Here is a 15,673-nt window from a genome sequence, read left to right on the forward strand (position 1 = left end):
ACTACCAATAATCGCATTGGCCAAGCCACCACCAGACCCCGGTGCGCCCATAGGCTTAATCAAAGCCGCGACAGATAAACCCGCCAAACCATTGAACAGCAAAGTCCAGAGAATAGACGCCAGCACAAGCACCAGAATACCCGCCGCCGCCATACCAAACAGCGTTGCCAGCATATCACAACGACGGCGGCGCGCCGCACGAGGGTTGGGCATTTGGCGGAAGAAGAAGGTTAGCAGAAGTGTCCGGATATGTGAGCCGTCCACGTCAGCGTCAGTCATGATGACAATCTTGTGGTAGCGTAGCTTTTCGGCGGAAAAACCGCCTTGATCGACTTCCCCACGACCAATGCCGGTGCCAAGTGCCGTGATAAGCGTCCCGATTTCAGCGGAACCTAACATACGGTCAAAGCGTGCGCGTTCGACGTTCAGGATTTTACCACGCAAAGGCAAGATGGCCTGGAAACGACGGTCACGGCCCTGCTTTGCAGTACCGCCTGCGGAGTCACCCTCAACGATAAAGATTTCAGCTTTAGACGCATCGCGTTCCTGACAGTCTGCGAGTTTGCCCGGTAGAGAAGAAACATCCAGCACGCCTTTGCGCCGTGTTAATTCACGGGCGCGGCGTGCCGCTTCACGGGCGGAGGCTGCATCAAGAATTTTGCTGACGATTGCCTTGGCTTCTTTGGGGTGTGTCTCAAACCAATGTGCGATTGCATCTGCGGCGGCAGCTTGCACAACGGGTTGTACCTCAGAGGAAACCAGCTTGTCTTTTGTTTGTGATGAGAATTTGGGGTCAGGCACTTTCACGGACAGAACGGCCGTCATGCCTTCGCGCATGTCCTCGCCCGTGAGCGAGCCTGCTTCTTTCTTGGAATGTGCTTCAACATATTTACCAACAACACGCGTTAACGCTTGGCGGAAACCCGCCAAATGTGTGCCGCCATCCCGCTGGGGAATGTTGTTGGTAAAGCACAGCATTGTCTCGTGGTAGGTATCGTTCCAGCTGAGAGCAAACTCAACACGAATGCCGCTTTCGGCATTGTCTGCGTCCCCGGTGATCGGTGGAGTGACAATGGATGTTTTGGAAGAGTCGAGCCATTCTGCGAAAGCGCTGAGGCCACCTTCATAGAAGAAACGTGTTTCGGTCGTCTCGCTATGGCGTTCATCGCGCAGGATGATTTCCATGCCGGAATTCAGGAAGGCAAGTTCGCGGACGCGCCGTTCGAGAATGCTGAAATCAAAGTCTACTTTTGTGAAGGTACCGCGACTTGGTTTGAAGGTCACCAACGTGCCACGGGGTTCATCGGACGGGCCAATGATCCGCAGAGCTTCATCACGCTCACCATGTTGGAAGCGGATGAAATGTTCTTGCCCATTACGCCAGATGCGCACTTCCATCCATTCGGACAGAGCGTTCACCACAGCTGCACCCACGCCGTGAAGGCCGCCGGATACTTTATATGAGTTCTGGTTAAACTTGCCGCCGGCATGAAGTTTGGTCAGCACGACTTCTGCTGCGCTGACACCTTCTTCTGAGTGCATATCCGTTGGAATGCCACGGCCGTCATCACGGACGGAGATGGAACCATCGCCGTTGAGTGTCAGTGTGCAGCTTGTAGCGAAACCAGCTTGGGCTTCATCAACAGCGTTGTCGATGATTTCAAACACCATGTGGTGCAGGCCTGAGCCGTCATCCGTATCGCCGATATACATGCCGGGGCGTTTACGGACGGCGTCTAGCCCTTTGAGTACCGAGATCGATGAGGCACCGTAGTCGTCTTTCTCCGCGCCTGTGTTTTCCGGCTGGTTCTGGCTGTCTGACATGCGCGGGGTGGTCTCCGTAACTCACTGTAAATCTTGTGAGACAGTATAGCCGTTCCCCCCGATCTAGGCCAGAGCATCCGTGTCAGCTGGGGAGAACTAGGCCGTCTTTCACGGATAAAAATGCAGCATGATCATGAAGGGGGCCGAAAGAATGATGGTCTGTGCCGGTCATAAGGACCAGTGACTGGCGGTGTTTTAGGGTTTCTAACAATGCATTGCGGCGTATTTCGTCCAAATGGACTAAGGGTTCATCAAGTAATAAGGCCGGGGCTTGGCCGCGTAGGCTGGCGATAAGATCGGCATGCGCCAGAATAATGCCTGTGAGCAGTGCGCGTTGTTGACCGCTGCTAGAGAGGTGAGCGGGTCGTGCTGTGGCTTTGTCGGAAAGTAATAAATCGGCACGATGTGCGCCATGTGAGGTTAAGCGTTGCTCACGGTCTGTTATGCGAGATGCTTTAAGCTGTGCGCGCAGTGTTTCCTCGACCTTTAAGGCTGGGGCTATTTTGAGGTGTTGAGCAATACGGCAATCAAGGCCGAGGGAGCACTCTGGGAATTCTGTATGAGAATTGCTTTGGGCATTCATATGCTCAATGAGGGCTAAACGGGACGCTGTTGCGGCTGTTGCATGTCTGGCGATGGAATCTTCAATCGCGTTGAGCCAGAGGTCTGCGTGTGGTTGTTCTTGCAAGACGCGATTGCGGCTGGAGACTGAGCGGTCATGTGCGGTGATTTCGCGGGCATGATCAGGCGTCAGGGCAATGACCAAACGATCAAGAAAACGTCGTCGGCCGCTCGCCCCTTCTTGGAAAAGCCGGTCCATTTGTGGAGTGAGCCATACGCAGCTGAAATACGGTGCGATAGCGGTTTGGGAGCGTACGGGGCGACCATCAATGTGGAAGTTGCGCCGCTGTTCGCTGTGTTTGGCGCCGGTGCCGATGCGGATTTGCTCGTTATGACTGCCGCTGAGTATTGCGGCGATACCCCACTCCTGAGCGTGTGTACGGCAGAGTTGTGGGAGCGGTGAGCCGCGTAGTCCGCGGCCTGGTGACAGGAGCGATACAGCTTCCAGAAGATTGGTTTTCCCTGCCCCATTAGGGCCGGTGAAGACCGTAATGGGGTGAGATGGTGTCCAGTTTGCGCGTGTGTAGTTGCGAAAATCTGTCAGCGTGAGGCGTAGTAAGTCCAATGCAGGTTTTTACACCCGCATCGGCATTAGAACGTAGAGCGCTGCTGGGAAGCCTGTGTCCCGTACCAAAGTTGGGGCAGAGCTATCCGCGAATGCGAATTCAACTTCAACGTCAATTTGATCTGTAATATCAGTCAAGTAACGTGCTTGGAAGCCGATCTCAATGGGTGGCGCGTCGTAGGTGACGGTGTTCTCATCCAACTCTTCCTGCGCCACGCCTTGATCTGGGCTGATGGCTGAGAGTGTCAGTAAATTGGTGGTGAGAGAGATTTTGATAGGGCGTGAGCGCTCGGTGCTGATGGCCGCAACACGTGCGACAGAAGCTGCAAAATCTTTCTTGCCGACGCGGAGCAGACGGTCATTCCCTTTCGGGATAACGCGCTCATATTCTGGGAAGGTGCCGTCGATGAGCTTTGACGTTAGTAAAACAGGCCCTGCCCCGAACTGAATGCGCGTGTCAGATAGGGAGATCTCAATATCGGCAGCGCCTTCATCCAGCAGCTTACGCAGTTCATTGATGGTTTTGCGCGGGATAATAACGCCCGGCATGGACTGCGCACCTTCAGGAACATCGGCTTCCACGCGTGCAAGACGGTGCCCATCTGTAGCAACGGCGCGTAATGTGGCTGTGGGGCCTGTACCAGCGACGTGGACGTAGATACCGTTCAGGTAGTAGCGCGTTTCTTCTGTGGAGATCGCAAATTTTGTGCGGTCAATCAGTCCTTTAAGCGTTGCCGCAGGGATGACAAAGCGGTGCGGCAGATCACCTGCAACCATAGCTGGGAAGTCATCAACGGGCAGAACGTTCAAGCTCGTTGCAAAGCGGCCAGCGCGCAGCCCCAGCGGAGCATCACTTTCGGGGTGGCTGAACTCGATGGCTACACCGTCTGGCAGTTTACGGACGATTTCGAACAGCACTGATGCCGGTACGGTAGTGGAGCCGGGTGTTGGCCCTTCTGCGGCGACTTCTTCAACGACCGCAATTTCCATATCGGTTGCTGTCAGGCGCAGCGTCCCATCGGCAAAACTCAGAAGAACGTTTGCCAAAATGGGAATGGTATTCCGCTTTTCTGCAACGCCATGAATATGAGCGAGAGCACGTTGCAAGAGAGTGCGGTCAACCGTGAATTTCATTGTCTTTTTCCAGTGGATCGGCAGAAAGTCCAGAAGGCCTTCTGTCTAGCAGAACGGCTAGCGCTGGGAAAGAGAGGCCGGGCTGGAATTGCCCGGCTCTTTCAGGACTTAGCCTTCAAGCATACGGCGCAGAAGTTCAACATCTTCTGCGAATGAAGGGTCTTGTTCCATTAATTCAGCAACACGATTGACGGCGTGCATGACGGTCGTATGGTCGCGGTTACCAAATTTACGGCCAATTTCAGGTAATGAACGGCTGGTGAGTTGCTTGGCTAAGAACATGGCCACCTGACGTGGTCGTGCAACGGCGCGTGCGCGGCGTGCGGAGGACATGTCCGTTAGGCGGATATTCCAGTGTTCAGCAACCTTGCGTTGGATTTCTTCAATCGTGACGCGGCGGTCATGTGCTTTCAGCATGTCCTTGAGGACATCCTGAGTGCTGTCGAGCGTGACTGGACGCCCAACCAAATCGGCGTGTGCGATAAGGCGGTTTAAGGCCCCTTCAAGTTCGCGGACGTTGGTTGTGATTTTGTGCGCTAAATACTCCAAAACCTTGGCCGGTACGGTGGTGCCGGAGGCTTTGGCTTTGGCTTCCAAAATCGAAATGCGCAGCTCAAATGTGGTGGCGTGGATATCGGCCACCATACCGCAGCCGAGGCGGGTTCTCAGGCGATCTTCTAAGCCAGACAGATCAGACGGGCTTTTGTCCGCGCTGACAATGATCTGCCGGCCTGCATCAACCAAGGCATTGAACGTATGGAAGAACTCTTCCTGCGTGTTGTCTTTGCCGATGAGGAACTGAAGATCATCAATCATGAGGACATCCACTGAGCGCAATTGCTCTTTGAATTCCATGGTCGATTGTGAACGGATCGCCGCGATGAAGCGGTACATAAACTTCTCAGCAGACATATAGGCCACTGAGACATTGCCGGTCTTGGTCAGTTCAGAGCCGATGGCGTGCATGAGATGCGTTTTGCCAAGGCCAACGCCACCATAGAGGAAGAGTGGGTTAAAGCCGGGGCTAGATGGCTTTTCAGCAACGCGGCGTGCGCATGCATACGCAAACTCATTGGGCTTACCCACGACAAAGCTATCGAAGGTAAAACGCGCATCCAAGGGGGCAGTAAGGTCACTGCGGACTTCTGATGGAGCCTCGGCGCTGCTCTGCTCACTGAGTGAAGCGGGGTTGTCCGAGCTGGGCGCGGAAGGTGTGTCGGAGGTGCTCTCAGCCACGCCACGGCGTACGAGAAGCTCAATGTGCTGCACTTTTGGGTATTCTGTGCGCCACAGAGACTTCAGGCGTTCTTCGTACTGGCTGCGAACCCAGTCACGCAAGAAGCGTGAGGGTAGGAAAAGTGTCAGTTCGTCGTCTTCAAGTGGCCCGAGAACGATTTGGCGTAGCCACGTGCCGTATTCGACCTCACCGACTTCGCTCTTCAATTTGTCACGGACAATGTGCCAAGCGGCTTCAAGAGCGTGGTCGAAGGAGGCATTGGCGTCCAGATATTGTGCGTTTTCCACCATGATCCCTCCTTTCATTCTATGACCGTATTTTTAAGACGGCGTCGTGCAGTGCTTAACGCTTAAGGCGTAGAAGCGATAATAAACAACTTGGCTGTGCGGGGCGCTTATTTATACGGAGCATGGCCTCGTGAGTAAGCCATGGTGCCGTGCGCTGATCTGCTGATTCGTATCCCCTTAGGATATGCTTGATGATGGAGCGAAGCAAGTACGAAGAGCAGGTTCAATGAGCACTTTTGCTAAAGTGATCACACGCTGCCAGAGGCTAAAAAAAGCCAAAAAAAGAACGCGCCCCCATACAGGGACGCGTCTTCCACATCAGGTCCTGCCTGAAAGCTTAGGCTGTTGCCAGAGCCTTGATGCGTGCTGACAAGCGAGAGAGCTTGCGGCTGATGGTGTTCTTCGCCACGACGCCCTTGCCTGCTGCGCGCTGCATTTCTGGCTGTGCTGCACGGAACGCTTCTGAAGCTGCGCTCTTGTCACCGCTCTGGATTGCGCTTTCGACTTTCTTGATGAACGTACGCATACGGGAAACGCGAGCAACGTTACGGACGCGGCGCTTTTCGTTTTGACGGATGCGCTTACGGGCTGAAGCTGTATTTGCCATGGATCTTTCGGTTTCGGTTCTTAAGGTGTCTCAGAAAATGATTGGCGGGGTCTACTCCGCCTAGCGAGATACGTCAAGTATTTTACACAGATTGCTGTGGATAAACCGGTTATTTTTGACAGGATGGGCAGTAAAAGGTGGAACGCCCGGACTGAACGAGGCGTTCTATGGGGGTTGCGGTACAGTGGCGGCATGCCTCGTTTTCGCGGCCATAGACGTGGTGTAGGTCTTGATAACCGCCACGTGTTCCGTCCGCTTGCACATAATCACGCAACGAAGATCCGCCGGATGCAATGGCTGCGTTCAGAATGACACGGATGTTTTGTGCGAGTGAAGCGGCTTCTGTGTCTGTCAGGTTACCTGCTGTACGGGTGGGGTGGATTCGAGATTGGAAAAGTGCTTCGCAGACATAAATGTTTCCCAATCCCGCAATGAAGCGCTGATCTAGGAGCGCTGTTTTGATGGGAGTGCGTTTTTTGAGAAAAACGTTTTGGAGATACTGTCCGGTTAGGGCGTCTGAGAGAGGTTCTATGCCCAGTTTATGCAGGAGCATGTGCTGCTCTTCATCTGCTGTTGGGACAAGGTCAATAGCGCCGAAACGTCGTGGGTCCACGAATCCGATACGTGTGCCGCCATCACTTTCAATGACAACATGCTCATGGCGTGGTGGCGCTGTATTTTGTCCCCTCACCCCAATGAGCATGCGGCCAGACATGCCAAGGTGAAATAAAACGCTCCAATTATTTTCGAGGCGCATGAGAATATATTTCGCGCGTCGATGAAACGAAATAACCTTTTGATGGAGCATTTCTTGCTGAAGATTGGCAGGAAACGGCCATCTAAGGTCGTGGCGATTGAGGGTAACCTGCGTGATTCGCTGCCCTTCGAGGGCGGTGCGCAAACCACGCATGACGGTTTCAACTTCGGGAAGCTCTGGCATGATGGCTCACAACGTTATATCGATTGCTTCATGACCGATAGAGCCCATGACGCTGCTGCGTTCACTTCTGCCGCTGATCCGAGCTTCGATCATGCGGAAGATACCACTGATTTTGGCTATCGTAGCGTGCCGCGCGCGCAAAAAAAGACGATGGTTCGTGAGGTGTTTGAAAGTGTTGCCGGTAAATATGATGTCATGAATGATGTCATGTCACTCGGTATTCACCGTGTTTGGAAACGTATTCTCATTAGCCAACTGAACCCACGTCCGGGTTTGAAGCTGTTGGATTTGGCGGGTGGTACGGGTGATATTACGTTTGGCTGGGCGCGTGCGGGCGGCGGTCCTGCCATTTTGTCTGACATTAATCCCGCTATGCTGGATGTGGGCCGTGATCGCGCCATCAAAGCGGGCCTGATTGGTCAAGTGGAATGCTGTGTTGTTGATGCGGAATCCATCCCCCTCCCCGACCGTTCCGTAGACCGCGTTACGATGGCATTCGGCTTGCGTAACTGTACGGATAAAAACGCCGTTCTGCGTGAGGTGCGCCGCGTATTGAAGCCGGGTGGCCGCTTCTTCTGCTTGGAGTTCTCGCGCGTTGAGGTCGCTGCTTTGGCGCCGATTTATGATGCGTGGTCGTTCAAGGTACTGCCGCGTATGGGCAAGGTGGTTGCTGGGGATGCTGAGAGCTATCAGTATTTGGCTGAAAGTATCCGCATGTTCCCTGATCAAGAGACGCTCGCGCAGATGATGCGTGATGCGGGGCTTGAACAGGTAAAACATCAGAACCTCTCGGGTGGCATTGCGGCCATTCACTCAGGTTGGCGTCTGTAATAATGAAACGTGTTCTGCTGATCGTTGGGGGTGGTATTGCCGCGTATAAGGCGCTGGATGTTATCCGCCTCTTGCGTGCGGAGGGCGTATCCGTCCGACCGGTTATGACCAGCAGTGCAAAAGAATTTGTTACACCATTGAGCTTAGAAGCGTTGGCGGGAGAGCGTGTGCATGATGTGCTCTTTGCGCCAACGCAGGAAAGTGAAATTGGGCATATTCGCCTTGCCCGTGATGCGGACGTGGTTTTGGTGTGTCCGGCTTCGGCGAATCTTATGGCGCGTATGGCGCATGGGTTGGCTGATGATTTGGCCACCACATTGCTACTGGCGACGACAGTACCGATTGTCGTGGCTCCTGCAATGAATGTACGCATGTGGGAGCATGCTGCAACGCAAGAAAATATCGCGCAGCTTACAGGGCGTGGCGTTCAGTTTGTCGGTCCAGATAACGGCAGCATGGCATGTGGCGAAGTGGGTATGGGGCGTTTGAGCGCGCCAGAGGCTATTTGCCGTGCTGTATTGGCCGTTATGAAACGAGATAACGCTTTGCAGGGAAAGCGTATTTTGGTCACGGCAGGACCAACACGGGAGCCTCTAGACCCGGTCCGGTTTTTATCGAATCATTCATCGGGAAAACAAGGTTATGCCATTGCTGAGGCATTAGTCGCGCGTGGTGCAGATGTTGTGCTCGTGAGTGGTCCTGTTTCCTTGCCGGCCCCGCGTGGTGTGACCCGTATATCGGTTGAAACGGCGGATGAGATGTTGAGTGCCTGTACTCAAAATCTCTCGGTGGATGCTGCAATTTGTACGGCTGCGGTGAGTGACTGGCGGGCCAAAGCTGTGGCAGGTCAGAAGATTAAGAAAACGGGTGCTCCGCCGGTTCTGGAGCTCGCTGAAAATCCGGATATTTTGGCGCAAATATGCCAGCATGAGCAGCGCCCATCCTTGGTTGTGGGCTTTGCTGCGGAGACAGAAACGGTCTTGCAACATGCTGCGGCAAAGCGGTTGCGTAAAGGCTGTGATTGGCTTGTGGCGAATGATGTAAGCACGGGTGTGTTCGGTGCGGATCATAATTGTGTAACGCTGATAACTGCGGCTGGTACGGCTGAATGGCCGGAAATGAGCAAGTACGCCGTTGGGGAGCGCTTGGCGGAAGAGATTGTACAATTCTTCAGCCTTCCATAGTGGTGTGACTTCAGGGTAAAGGGTTGGATTATGACTTCAGAACCAATTGATGTTGCGATCACGCGCCTCCCCCATGCGGAAGGTTTGCCGTTGCCCTCTTATGCCACGCAGGGCGCTGCGGGGTTTGATTTTCTGGCTGCTGTTGAAGAAACGCTGACGATCCTTCCCGGTGCGCGGGTTTTGGTGCCGACGGGGCTGTGTATGGCGCTTCCGGCGGGATATGAGTTACAGATCCGCCCGCGTTCTGGTTTGGCATTGAAACACGGGATTACGCTGCCCAATACGCCCGGCACTATTGATGAAGATTACCGTGGTGAAGTACGCGTGATTGTCATGAATGCAGGTGCGGAACCGTTTGTTGTTGAACGTGGCATGCGGATCGCTCAGGGTGTCTTGGCGCCTGTTGTACGGTTGCGTTGGCAGGCTGTTGAGACGTTGGATGAAACAGCACGTGGCGCAGGTGGTTTTGGTAGCACGGGCCAGTAATAACGCCGGTAGTAACGCCAGTCATAACAGCGCCTGTAATATGTCAGTTAGCCATGCAGGATGATCACAAGGCAGAATGATGGATCAACCCGTTATGATATTACCCGACGTGATATTGACGGTGTATAAGAGGGCTTATCGGGTTGGTTCTGGTGTGCAGTGGCAAGGGGGCGTCTTATGGCTGTAACGTCCCTTACTCTGCCTTTGCGTGTTTTACGTCGTTGGCAGCAACGAACCAGCGTTTTGGAACTGGCTCTTCTAATTGTGTTTGTTGCATTAGCACTTGTTCTGACGCCGGAGCATGTGCAGCCGGTGCATTTTTCTGGATATGTGTCAGATACCGGATCACTGTGGCGTAATGTTGGGCTAACCGTTCTGCGTGTCTTGGCCGTGTTTGGCTTGGGTATTCTGCTATCTTTGCTGCTGTCCGGGTTTGCGTGCCGCTTCCGGTGGTTCCGGCGGGTGTTAATCCCTTTTTTATCTGTGGCACGTGCTGTGCCTGGGCTTGGTTTAATTGGCCTTATGGCGTTTCTCCTCCCTGTGGGATGGGCCATTGTTGCTGTGGCCGTTTTTAATATGCTTTGGCGGATCACAACGGCGATTATGGATGGGACAGACAATGTCCCTCCTGCTTTAGACACGGTGGCGCGTGGCCTTGCAATGACGGCTTGGCAGCGCTTTTGGCGTGTCAGTTTCCCTGTTTCTATTCCTTTAGCTGCAGATTTGTTTGCGCGCTCTGTTCCTGGTGTGTGGTTTCGGCTTTTAGGGGCTGAAGCGGGACTGTGCTTTATTGCTGGGGGGCATGGGAACGGTATTGGTGCTTATGCATTAGCGCAAATTCTCTCCGGGCACTGGGCGGCTTTGCTTTATGCTCTTTTGGCCTGTGTTGGGAGTATTGTTTTCATCCAGCACATTTGTGTGGCCCCCCTTTTGGGCTGGGCAGAGCGGTACCGTGTGCATAATGAGCGTACAGATATAGTAGCACCACGGTCATGGTTGCTGCGCCTTTGGCGTAACAGGCCTTTTCTGAGTCGCTTGAGCGAGACTGTTCATGAAAGCGTCGCCGCTATAGGGAATTGGCGCTTGGGTGGTGTTTCGCGCGAGCGTAGCGTGGTCATGCGTATTGATAGACAGCATTTTCGGGCTGTTATTCCCGGTTTGGCGCTGGCGTTTTTTGTGACGGCTGTTTTGCGGCGTGTTCCGTCTGTTCCTGTGCGTGTGGCCGTGATGGAAATGGGTTTGACCTTTATTCATGTCGCGGCGGCATTAGTATTATGCTTGCTGATCTGGTTGCCGATTGGGCTGTTGGTTGCGTCCTACCGCGTGAAGAGCGGGCGTATAGAGCAGGTTGTGATGAGCAGTATGGTCTTGTTCCCTGTTATTTTGCTGTATCCATTTTTTGATCTTCTGAGGCTTACGAATCCTATTCTTCTGTTATGTCTGGGTGGATTGGGGCTTTATGGGCGCACGGTTTTGGAGGCGGTACGGGCCATTCCCGCGCCACTTGTACACACGGCTCAAGGTCTGGGGGTTAAAGGGATCTTGTTGTGGAAACGCCTCGTGCTTCCGGCGACGGTTGCTGATATTGCGGGTGGTCTTTTACTGGCTGTGGCACCGTTGTGGAATGCTGTGATTATTGCAGAATCTTTGGCGCCATCAGGGCATGGTTTGGGCCGCGCTTTGGTTGCGGCCGTATTGATTGGGGATCTTCATGCACAGATCTTACTTTTAATGTTGCTGACTTTACTCTCCATGTTGTTTGATCGTCTGATCCTTCAGCCCATCGCGGTTTATGCCGCCCAAAAATATGCGTTCCGATGATCCAGCCACTTCTTCGTCTTCATGAGTGCAGTCAAACATATGACAAGGACAGCGCGACAGAGCTTGTTGTTTTGGACAATGTCAGTTTTGAGGTGCGGGAAGCTGAAATTGTTGGGTTATTAGGGCGTTCTGGTTCAGGGAAGTCGTCCCTGTTTAAAATTATCAGTGGGCAGATGGCACCGGCGAAAGGCGAGGTACTTTGGCGCGGGGGGCGGATGAAAGGGCCGTTGCAGGATGTTGCGACGGTTTTCCAGTCCGGCGGGCTGTTCCCTTGGCTTACGCTACGGCAAAATGTGGCGCTGGGCTTGGAGGCGCGGCGCGTGCCGCGTGTACAGCGTGAAGATTATACGGATGATGCGCTGGAAGTGATGGGGCTTGAGGGGTATGAAAATGCGTATCCTAAAGAAGTCTCTGATGCTGTTGGACAGCGTGTTTCATTTGCGAGAGCTTTGGCGTTACGACCGGAAGTCTTGCTTTTGGATGAGCCATTTTCTGAATTGGATATGCTGAGTGCCGAAAATCTTAGGACGGATCTGATTGAGCTATGGTCAGAGCGGCGCTTGCCGTCTTTACGTGCTATGATATTGGCGACGCATGGCATTGAAGAAGCTGTTTTAATGTGTGACCGGATTTTGATTTTTTCGCCAAGTCCGGGAAAAGTGACCCATGAAATTGCAGTGCCCTTCCCTCACCCCAGAAACCGTGAAGATGCTGATTTCCGGTTATTTGTGGACCAAATCTATAGTTTGATGACGCGTCGTGCCCCCATCGTGTCGGAGGTCGATAACGCATCGACTCAAACTCTAGTCTCTCCGTCTTCTGCACAAATTGTTTTGCCTGATTTGCCGGTTGAAGTCTTGGTGGGGCTCATGGAAGTGCTGGGAGCAGATCCACTCTTTGGGCGTGCTGATTTGCCGGAACTGGCTAAGCGCTTGCAGATGACGTTGGATGATTTACTTGCGATTGGTGAGTCGTTGCAAAGGTTAGAACTGGCTGAGTTGGAGGATGGTGACATTCTTCTAACGGATGGTGGGCGTGCGTTTGTGGAGGGGGATGGGGATGCCCGCCGCGATACGATGCGGACAGCCCTACTGCATCATATTCCTTTGTTGCGCTCTCTTCGCTCATCACTGGATGAGCGCCCTACTCATACAGTGGATGCTGCGCGCTTTCGTAAAGAGTTAGAAGAAACGATGTCTCCCGATTATGCGCGACAAACATTGAGTACTGCGATAGATTGGGCGCGTTATGCGGAACTCTTAGATTATGATGAAGAGGCCGATCGGTTCTACCTCGATGACGAAGAATAATAACTGCCGCTTTATGGATGTAAGTCTTGCGAGAGGTACCATTTAGGACTGTAAAAGAGCAATATCTGCTCTGCATAAAGACGGATTGGTATGAGAGAATTATTGGTCGGTTTTCTTCCTGCCTGAGTTAGCATGCACGCTATAGGCCTGTTTACTCCGGCAGGGGGGCTGGCAAGAGAGTTCAGTGGGTCATATTATACAGCATCAGGGTTTTTAAGGCGGTCCCGATAAAGCTTACGCGCTTTTGCGACCTTAGGTGCTACGACAGCAGCACAATAAGCGGTTTGTGGGTTGCGTGCGAAATAATCCAGGTGCTTGGCTTCGGCTGGCCAAAACGTTGCCGTATCTTCAAGTGATGTGGCGATTTCGTTGGGCCATAGGCCCTCATGAGTGATGGCGTTTAAAACGTCTTGTGCGGTTTTTTTCTGTTCTGCCGTGCCGAAAATGACGGAGCGGTATTGTGTACCGACGTCATTACCCTGCCGGTTTAACTGAGTTGGGTCATGCGTAGTAAAAAAGACGCGCAGGATATCGGCGAGAGAAATTTCGGTTGGGTCAAAGATGACGTTAACGACTTCTGCATGTCCTGTTTGGCCAGTGCAAACGGCTTCATAGCTGGGATTGGGGATGTCTCCGCCAGCATAGCCGGGGTTGGCCGAAATGACTCCGCGTAGGCCGGTATAAACGGCTTCCACGCACCAAAAGCAGCCGGCACCAAGGAGAATAGAAGACGTTTCAGCCATAATATGATGGACCTTTATGTGAAAGGAGGAGACCTCCCATATAAGGAGGCCTCCTGTAAATTACACCCTGTTTAGGGGGTATTAATGGACAACAGGCAGCCAGATTGCGCTGGCATGGTCACCGCCACGGTAGAGTGTTTGTGTGGCGGTTTTGTAGTCTTTAGGCTGTGCTGTGAAGATATTGGGCACGAAGGTTTGCGGGTTACGGTCATAGAGCGGGAACCAGCTTGATTGGACTTGCACCATGATACGATGCCCTTTTTCAAAGACATGGTTAACCGCCGGCAGGGTGAAGTGGTAATTCTGCACCTGACCGGCTGGGATGGCGGAGGGTTGGCTTACACTCTGACGGTAGCGGCCACGGAAAATATCCATGGATATAGGCAACTCGTATCCCCCCATTTCGGGGCGGTCAGGTGTTCGGGCAGGTTGTACGTCAATGATTTTAACGACGAAATCCGCATCTGTGCCTGTGGTAGCAGCATATAAATCGGCCGTAGGTACGCCGGACACTTGTACGGGTGCATCAAGGACGGGGGTTTCGTATGTCAGAACATCTGGGCGGGCTTCCGCAAAGCGTTGATCTTGCAGTAGCCATGTTTTCCATCGTGGGTCCTCACCCATCACATAGGGGCGCGGTAAGAAGGGTACGGGGTGCGCTGGGTCAGACACATAGCTGTCAGACCCAGGCAGTGTTCGAGAGAATGAGAGGCCACGGTCTGGTTGGAGATAGAGGCGTGTGCCGTATTGTGGGCATGTTGTTCCACATTCGGGTAGCCAGTTTCGGAAGTGGTTCCAGTGATTTTCACCCGTATTGTAGATGATTGCTTCGTCTAGCTTCGGGTCTGCTCCACCTTTGAGGTAATGATCAAAGAAGGGTCGCATGACATTGGCCCGGTACCAAAGGGCTGTGTCACCATTGAAGTGCAATGGTCCAAGCGTGGACCCGTCATAGTTCACACCGCTATGACGCCATGGGCCCATAACGAGTATATTGGGAACGGTTGGATGTGTAGCTTTCAGGGCGAGCCATGAGTGGATAGCCCCCCACATGTCTTCTTGGTCCCAAAGCCCCTGCTCCCAGATGGTCGGTACTTTGAGGGGGTTTTGAGCAATGAGTTTGTCCAGTGCTTGATCTTCCCAGAAGGCATCATAAGCGGGGTGTGCTTTGAGGCGCTGCCAAAATGGGAAATGGTCTAAGCCCGCATGCGTTGCAAATGCACCTGCGGAGCCGTCTTTTAGAAATTCGGTGTAATCGTCTGATTCTGAGCGAGGGATGGTTGGCCCATTGCCCGGTGTGCTCATTTGCATGGTGAAGTAGTCAAAGCTGGCTTGGCGGTATGCGCCGTAATGGAACCAGTCATCGCCCATCCAGCCATCGACCATTGGGCTTTCTGGGGCCGCAACTTTGAGAGCTGGATGCGGATGTAACAGCGCCATCACAACGGTCCACCCTTCATAGGATGATCCGGTCATGCCGACTTTACCGTTGCTTTCTTTGATATTTTTGACCAGCCAGTCGATTGTGTCCCACGCATCTGTGGTGTCGTCTGTTTTAGTGGGGTTGAGCGGGCCGATGGGAGGGCGTGTCATAATATACGCCCCTTCGGAGCCGTATTTCCCACGGATGTCTTGGAAGACCCGGATATAGCCTTCTTCCACAAAGACGCCGTCACCTTGGGGGCATAAGGCACGCATGGTGGGTGCGTTGGGGGTACGGTTTAGGCGACCTGATGCGTCATAAGGTGTGCGGGTCAGCAAAATGGGGGCATTTTTGGCACCTTTGGGAATGACAATGACGGTATGCAGTTTTACGCCATCGCGCATCGGGATCATGATCTCACGGCGGATATAATCTTGCCCGTTTGTGGGGAGCTTAGCTTGTGGAGTAATGTCATTTCCCGTTTGGAGCATGTCCGGGGTGACTGGGGCAGCATGGCCGCTCGATAATGCGGTGCCAGACAGGCAGAGCAGTCCGATTGTCGCGCAGAGGCGTGATAATGAGCGCTTCATAATATGTGGTTACTCCTCATAAAATCGGGTGATTCTGCGTCTATCGTTTCGTTATGGCAAGGGGGTTTGC

At 53.3% G+C, this 15,673-nt stretch carries 13 protein-coding genes; 5 read left to right on the top strand and 8 right to left on the bottom strand.

Going from position 1 to position 15,673, the window contains the following annotated elements; genetic code table 11:
* The 6 genes from NTH01S_RS08770 to mutM form a co-directional block, all read right to left on the bottom strand.
* Positions 1–1,824: DNA gyrase subunit B (locus tag NTH01S_RS08770; protein WP_245642310.1), on the bottom strand; the 1,824-nt coding region annotated here is incomplete at its 3' end.
* An 82-nt stretch (positions 1,825–1,906) separates the two neighbouring features.
* Positions 1,907–3,010: a DNA replication/repair protein RecF gene (recF, locus tag NTH01S_RS08775; RefSeq protein WP_068172579.1), complete on the bottom strand. Its 1,104-nt coding sequence runs from the start codon at positions 3,008–3,010 to the stop codon at positions 1,907–1,909.
* Positions 3,011–3,019: 9 nt separating this feature from the next.
* The gene (gene dnaN / locus NTH01S_RS08780) at positions 3,020–4,144 is read right to left on the bottom strand and encodes a DNA polymerase III subunit beta (protein ID WP_068172581.1); all 1,125 of its coding nucleotides are present in this window, start codon (positions 4,142–4,144) and stop codon (positions 3,020–3,022) included.
* A 108-nt stretch (positions 4,145–4,252) separates the two neighbouring features.
* Positions 4,253–5,671 (bottom strand): chromosomal replication initiator protein DnaA, encoded by a 1,419-nt coding sequence (dnaA, locus tag NTH01S_RS08785; RefSeq protein WP_370664317.1) that lies wholly within the window; start codon positions 5,669–5,671, stop codon positions 4,253–4,255.
* A 334-nt stretch (positions 5,672–6,005) separates the two neighbouring features.
* The gene (gene rpsT, locus NTH01S_RS08790) at positions 6,006–6,275 is read right to left on the bottom strand and encodes a 30S ribosomal protein S20 (protein WP_068172585.1); all 270 of its coding nucleotides are present in this window, start codon (positions 6,273–6,275) and stop codon (positions 6,006–6,008) included.
* A 109-nt stretch (positions 6,276–6,384) separates the two neighbouring features.
* A complete protein-coding gene (gene mutM, locus NTH01S_RS08795; RefSeq protein ID WP_068172587.1) occupies positions 6,385–7,215 on the bottom strand; it encodes a bifunctional DNA-formamidopyrimidine glycosylase/DNA-(apurinic or apyrimidinic site) lyase in 831 nt (276 codons plus the stop codon).
* Between the two features lie 30 nt (positions 7,216–7,245).
* On the opposite strand from mutM, the gene NTH01S_RS08800 reads away from it, so the two are divergent.
* The 5 genes from NTH01S_RS08800 to NTH01S_RS08820 all read left to right on the top strand — a co-directional run bounded on the left by NTH01S_RS08800 (position 7,246) and on the right by NTH01S_RS08820 (position 12,847).
* Positions 7,246–8,046, top strand: coding sequence for a class I SAM-dependent methyltransferase (locus tag NTH01S_RS08800; RefSeq protein ID WP_068172590.1), 801 nt, complete (start codon positions 7,246–7,248; stop codon positions 8,044–8,046).
* A gap of 2 nt (positions 8,047–8,048) precedes the next feature.
* Entirely contained in the window at positions 8,049–9,230 is a 1,182-nt protein-coding gene (gene coaBC / locus NTH01S_RS08805) for a bifunctional phosphopantothenoylcysteine decarboxylase/phosphopantothenate--cysteine ligase CoaBC (protein WP_068172593.1), read from the top strand.
* A gap of 30 nt (positions 9,231–9,260) precedes the next feature.
* Positions 9,261–9,716, top strand: coding sequence for a dUTP diphosphatase (dut, locus tag NTH01S_RS08810; protein ID WP_068172597.1), 456 nt, complete (start codon positions 9,261–9,263; stop codon positions 9,714–9,716).
* Positions 9,717–9,893: 177 nt separating this feature from the next.
* Positions 9,894–11,537 carry an ABC transporter permease subunit gene (locus tag NTH01S_RS08815; RefSeq protein WP_068172599.1) on the top strand — a complete coding sequence of 548 codons (1,644 nt, stop codon included), beginning with the start codon at positions 9,894–9,896 and terminating at the stop codon, positions 11,535–11,537.
* The gene (locus NTH01S_RS08820) at positions 11,534–12,847 is read left to right on the top strand and encodes an ABC transporter ATP-binding protein (RefSeq protein WP_068172602.1); all 1,314 of its coding nucleotides are present in this window, start codon (positions 11,534–11,536) and stop codon (positions 12,845–12,847) included. The genes NTH01S_RS08815 and NTH01S_RS08820 overlap by 4 nt, the downstream gene beginning before the upstream one ends.
* A gap of 194 nt (positions 12,848–13,041) precedes the next feature.
* Here the strand turns inward: NTH01S_RS08820 and msrA are convergent, their stop codons facing one another.
* Both msrA and NTH01S_RS08830 read right to left on the bottom strand, forming a co-directional pair.
* On the bottom strand, positions 13,042–13,590 hold the full coding sequence (gene msrA, locus NTH01S_RS08825) for a peptide-methionine (S)-S-oxide reductase MsrA (protein ID WP_068172606.1): 549 nt from the start codon (positions 13,588–13,590) through the stop codon (positions 13,042–13,044).
* A gap of 81 nt (positions 13,591–13,671) precedes the next feature.
* The gene (locus NTH01S_RS08830; protein ID WP_068172609.1) at positions 13,672–15,603 is read right to left on the bottom strand and encodes a CocE/NonD family hydrolase; all 1,932 of its coding nucleotides are present in this window, start codon (positions 15,601–15,603) and stop codon (positions 13,672–13,674) included.
* Positions 15,604–15,673 lie beyond the last annotated feature (70 nt).

It is taken from the genome of Neokomagataea thailandica NBRC 106555, assembly GCF_001598495.1.
Classification (GTDB): Bacteria; Pseudomonadota; Alphaproteobacteria; order Acetobacterales; family Acetobacteraceae; genus Gluconobacter; species Gluconobacter thailandicus_A.

Bases quoted from the DNA above. Each gene is read 5' to 3' on its own strand.
- mutM (WP_068172587.1), bottom strand. From the start codon at position 7,215: ATGCCAGAGCTTCCCGAAGTTGAAACCGTCATGCGTGGTTTGCGCACC.
- msrA (WP_068172606.1), bottom strand. From the start codon at position 13,590: ATGGCTGAAACGTCTTCTATTCTCCTTGGTGCCGGCTGCTTTTGGTGC.
- dnaA (WP_370664317.1), bottom strand. From the start codon at position 5,671: ATGGTGGAAAACGCACAATATCTGGACGCCAATGCCTCCTTCGACCAC.
- NTH01S_RS08830 (WP_068172609.1), bottom strand. From the start codon at position 15,603: ATGAAGCGCTCATTATCACGCCTCTGCGCGACAATCGGACTGCTCTGC.
- dnaN (WP_068172581.1), bottom strand. From the start codon at position 4,144: ATGAAATTCACGGTTGACCGCACTCTCTTGCAACGTGCTCTCGCTCAT.
- coaBC (WP_068172593.1), top strand. From the start codon at position 8,049: ATGAAACGTGTTCTGCTGATCGTTGGGGGTGGTATTGCCGCGTATAAG.
- NTH01S_RS08815 (WP_068172599.1), top strand. From the start codon at position 9,894: ATGGCTGTAACGTCCCTTACTCTGCCTTTGCGTGTTTTACGTCGTTGG.
- rpsT (WP_068172585.1), bottom strand. From the start codon at position 6,275: ATGGCAAATACAGCTTCAGCCCGTAAGCGCATCCGTCAAAACGAAAAG.
- NTH01S_RS08820 (WP_068172602.1), top strand. From the start codon at position 11,534: ATGATCCAGCCACTTCTTCGTCTTCATGAGTGCAGTCAAACATATGAC.
- dut (WP_068172597.1), top strand. From the start codon at position 9,261: ATGACTTCAGAACCAATTGATGTTGCGATCACGCGCCTCCCCCATGCG.
- NTH01S_RS08800 (WP_068172590.1), top strand. From the start codon at position 7,246: ATGACCGATAGAGCCCATGACGCTGCTGCGTTCACTTCTGCCGCTGAT.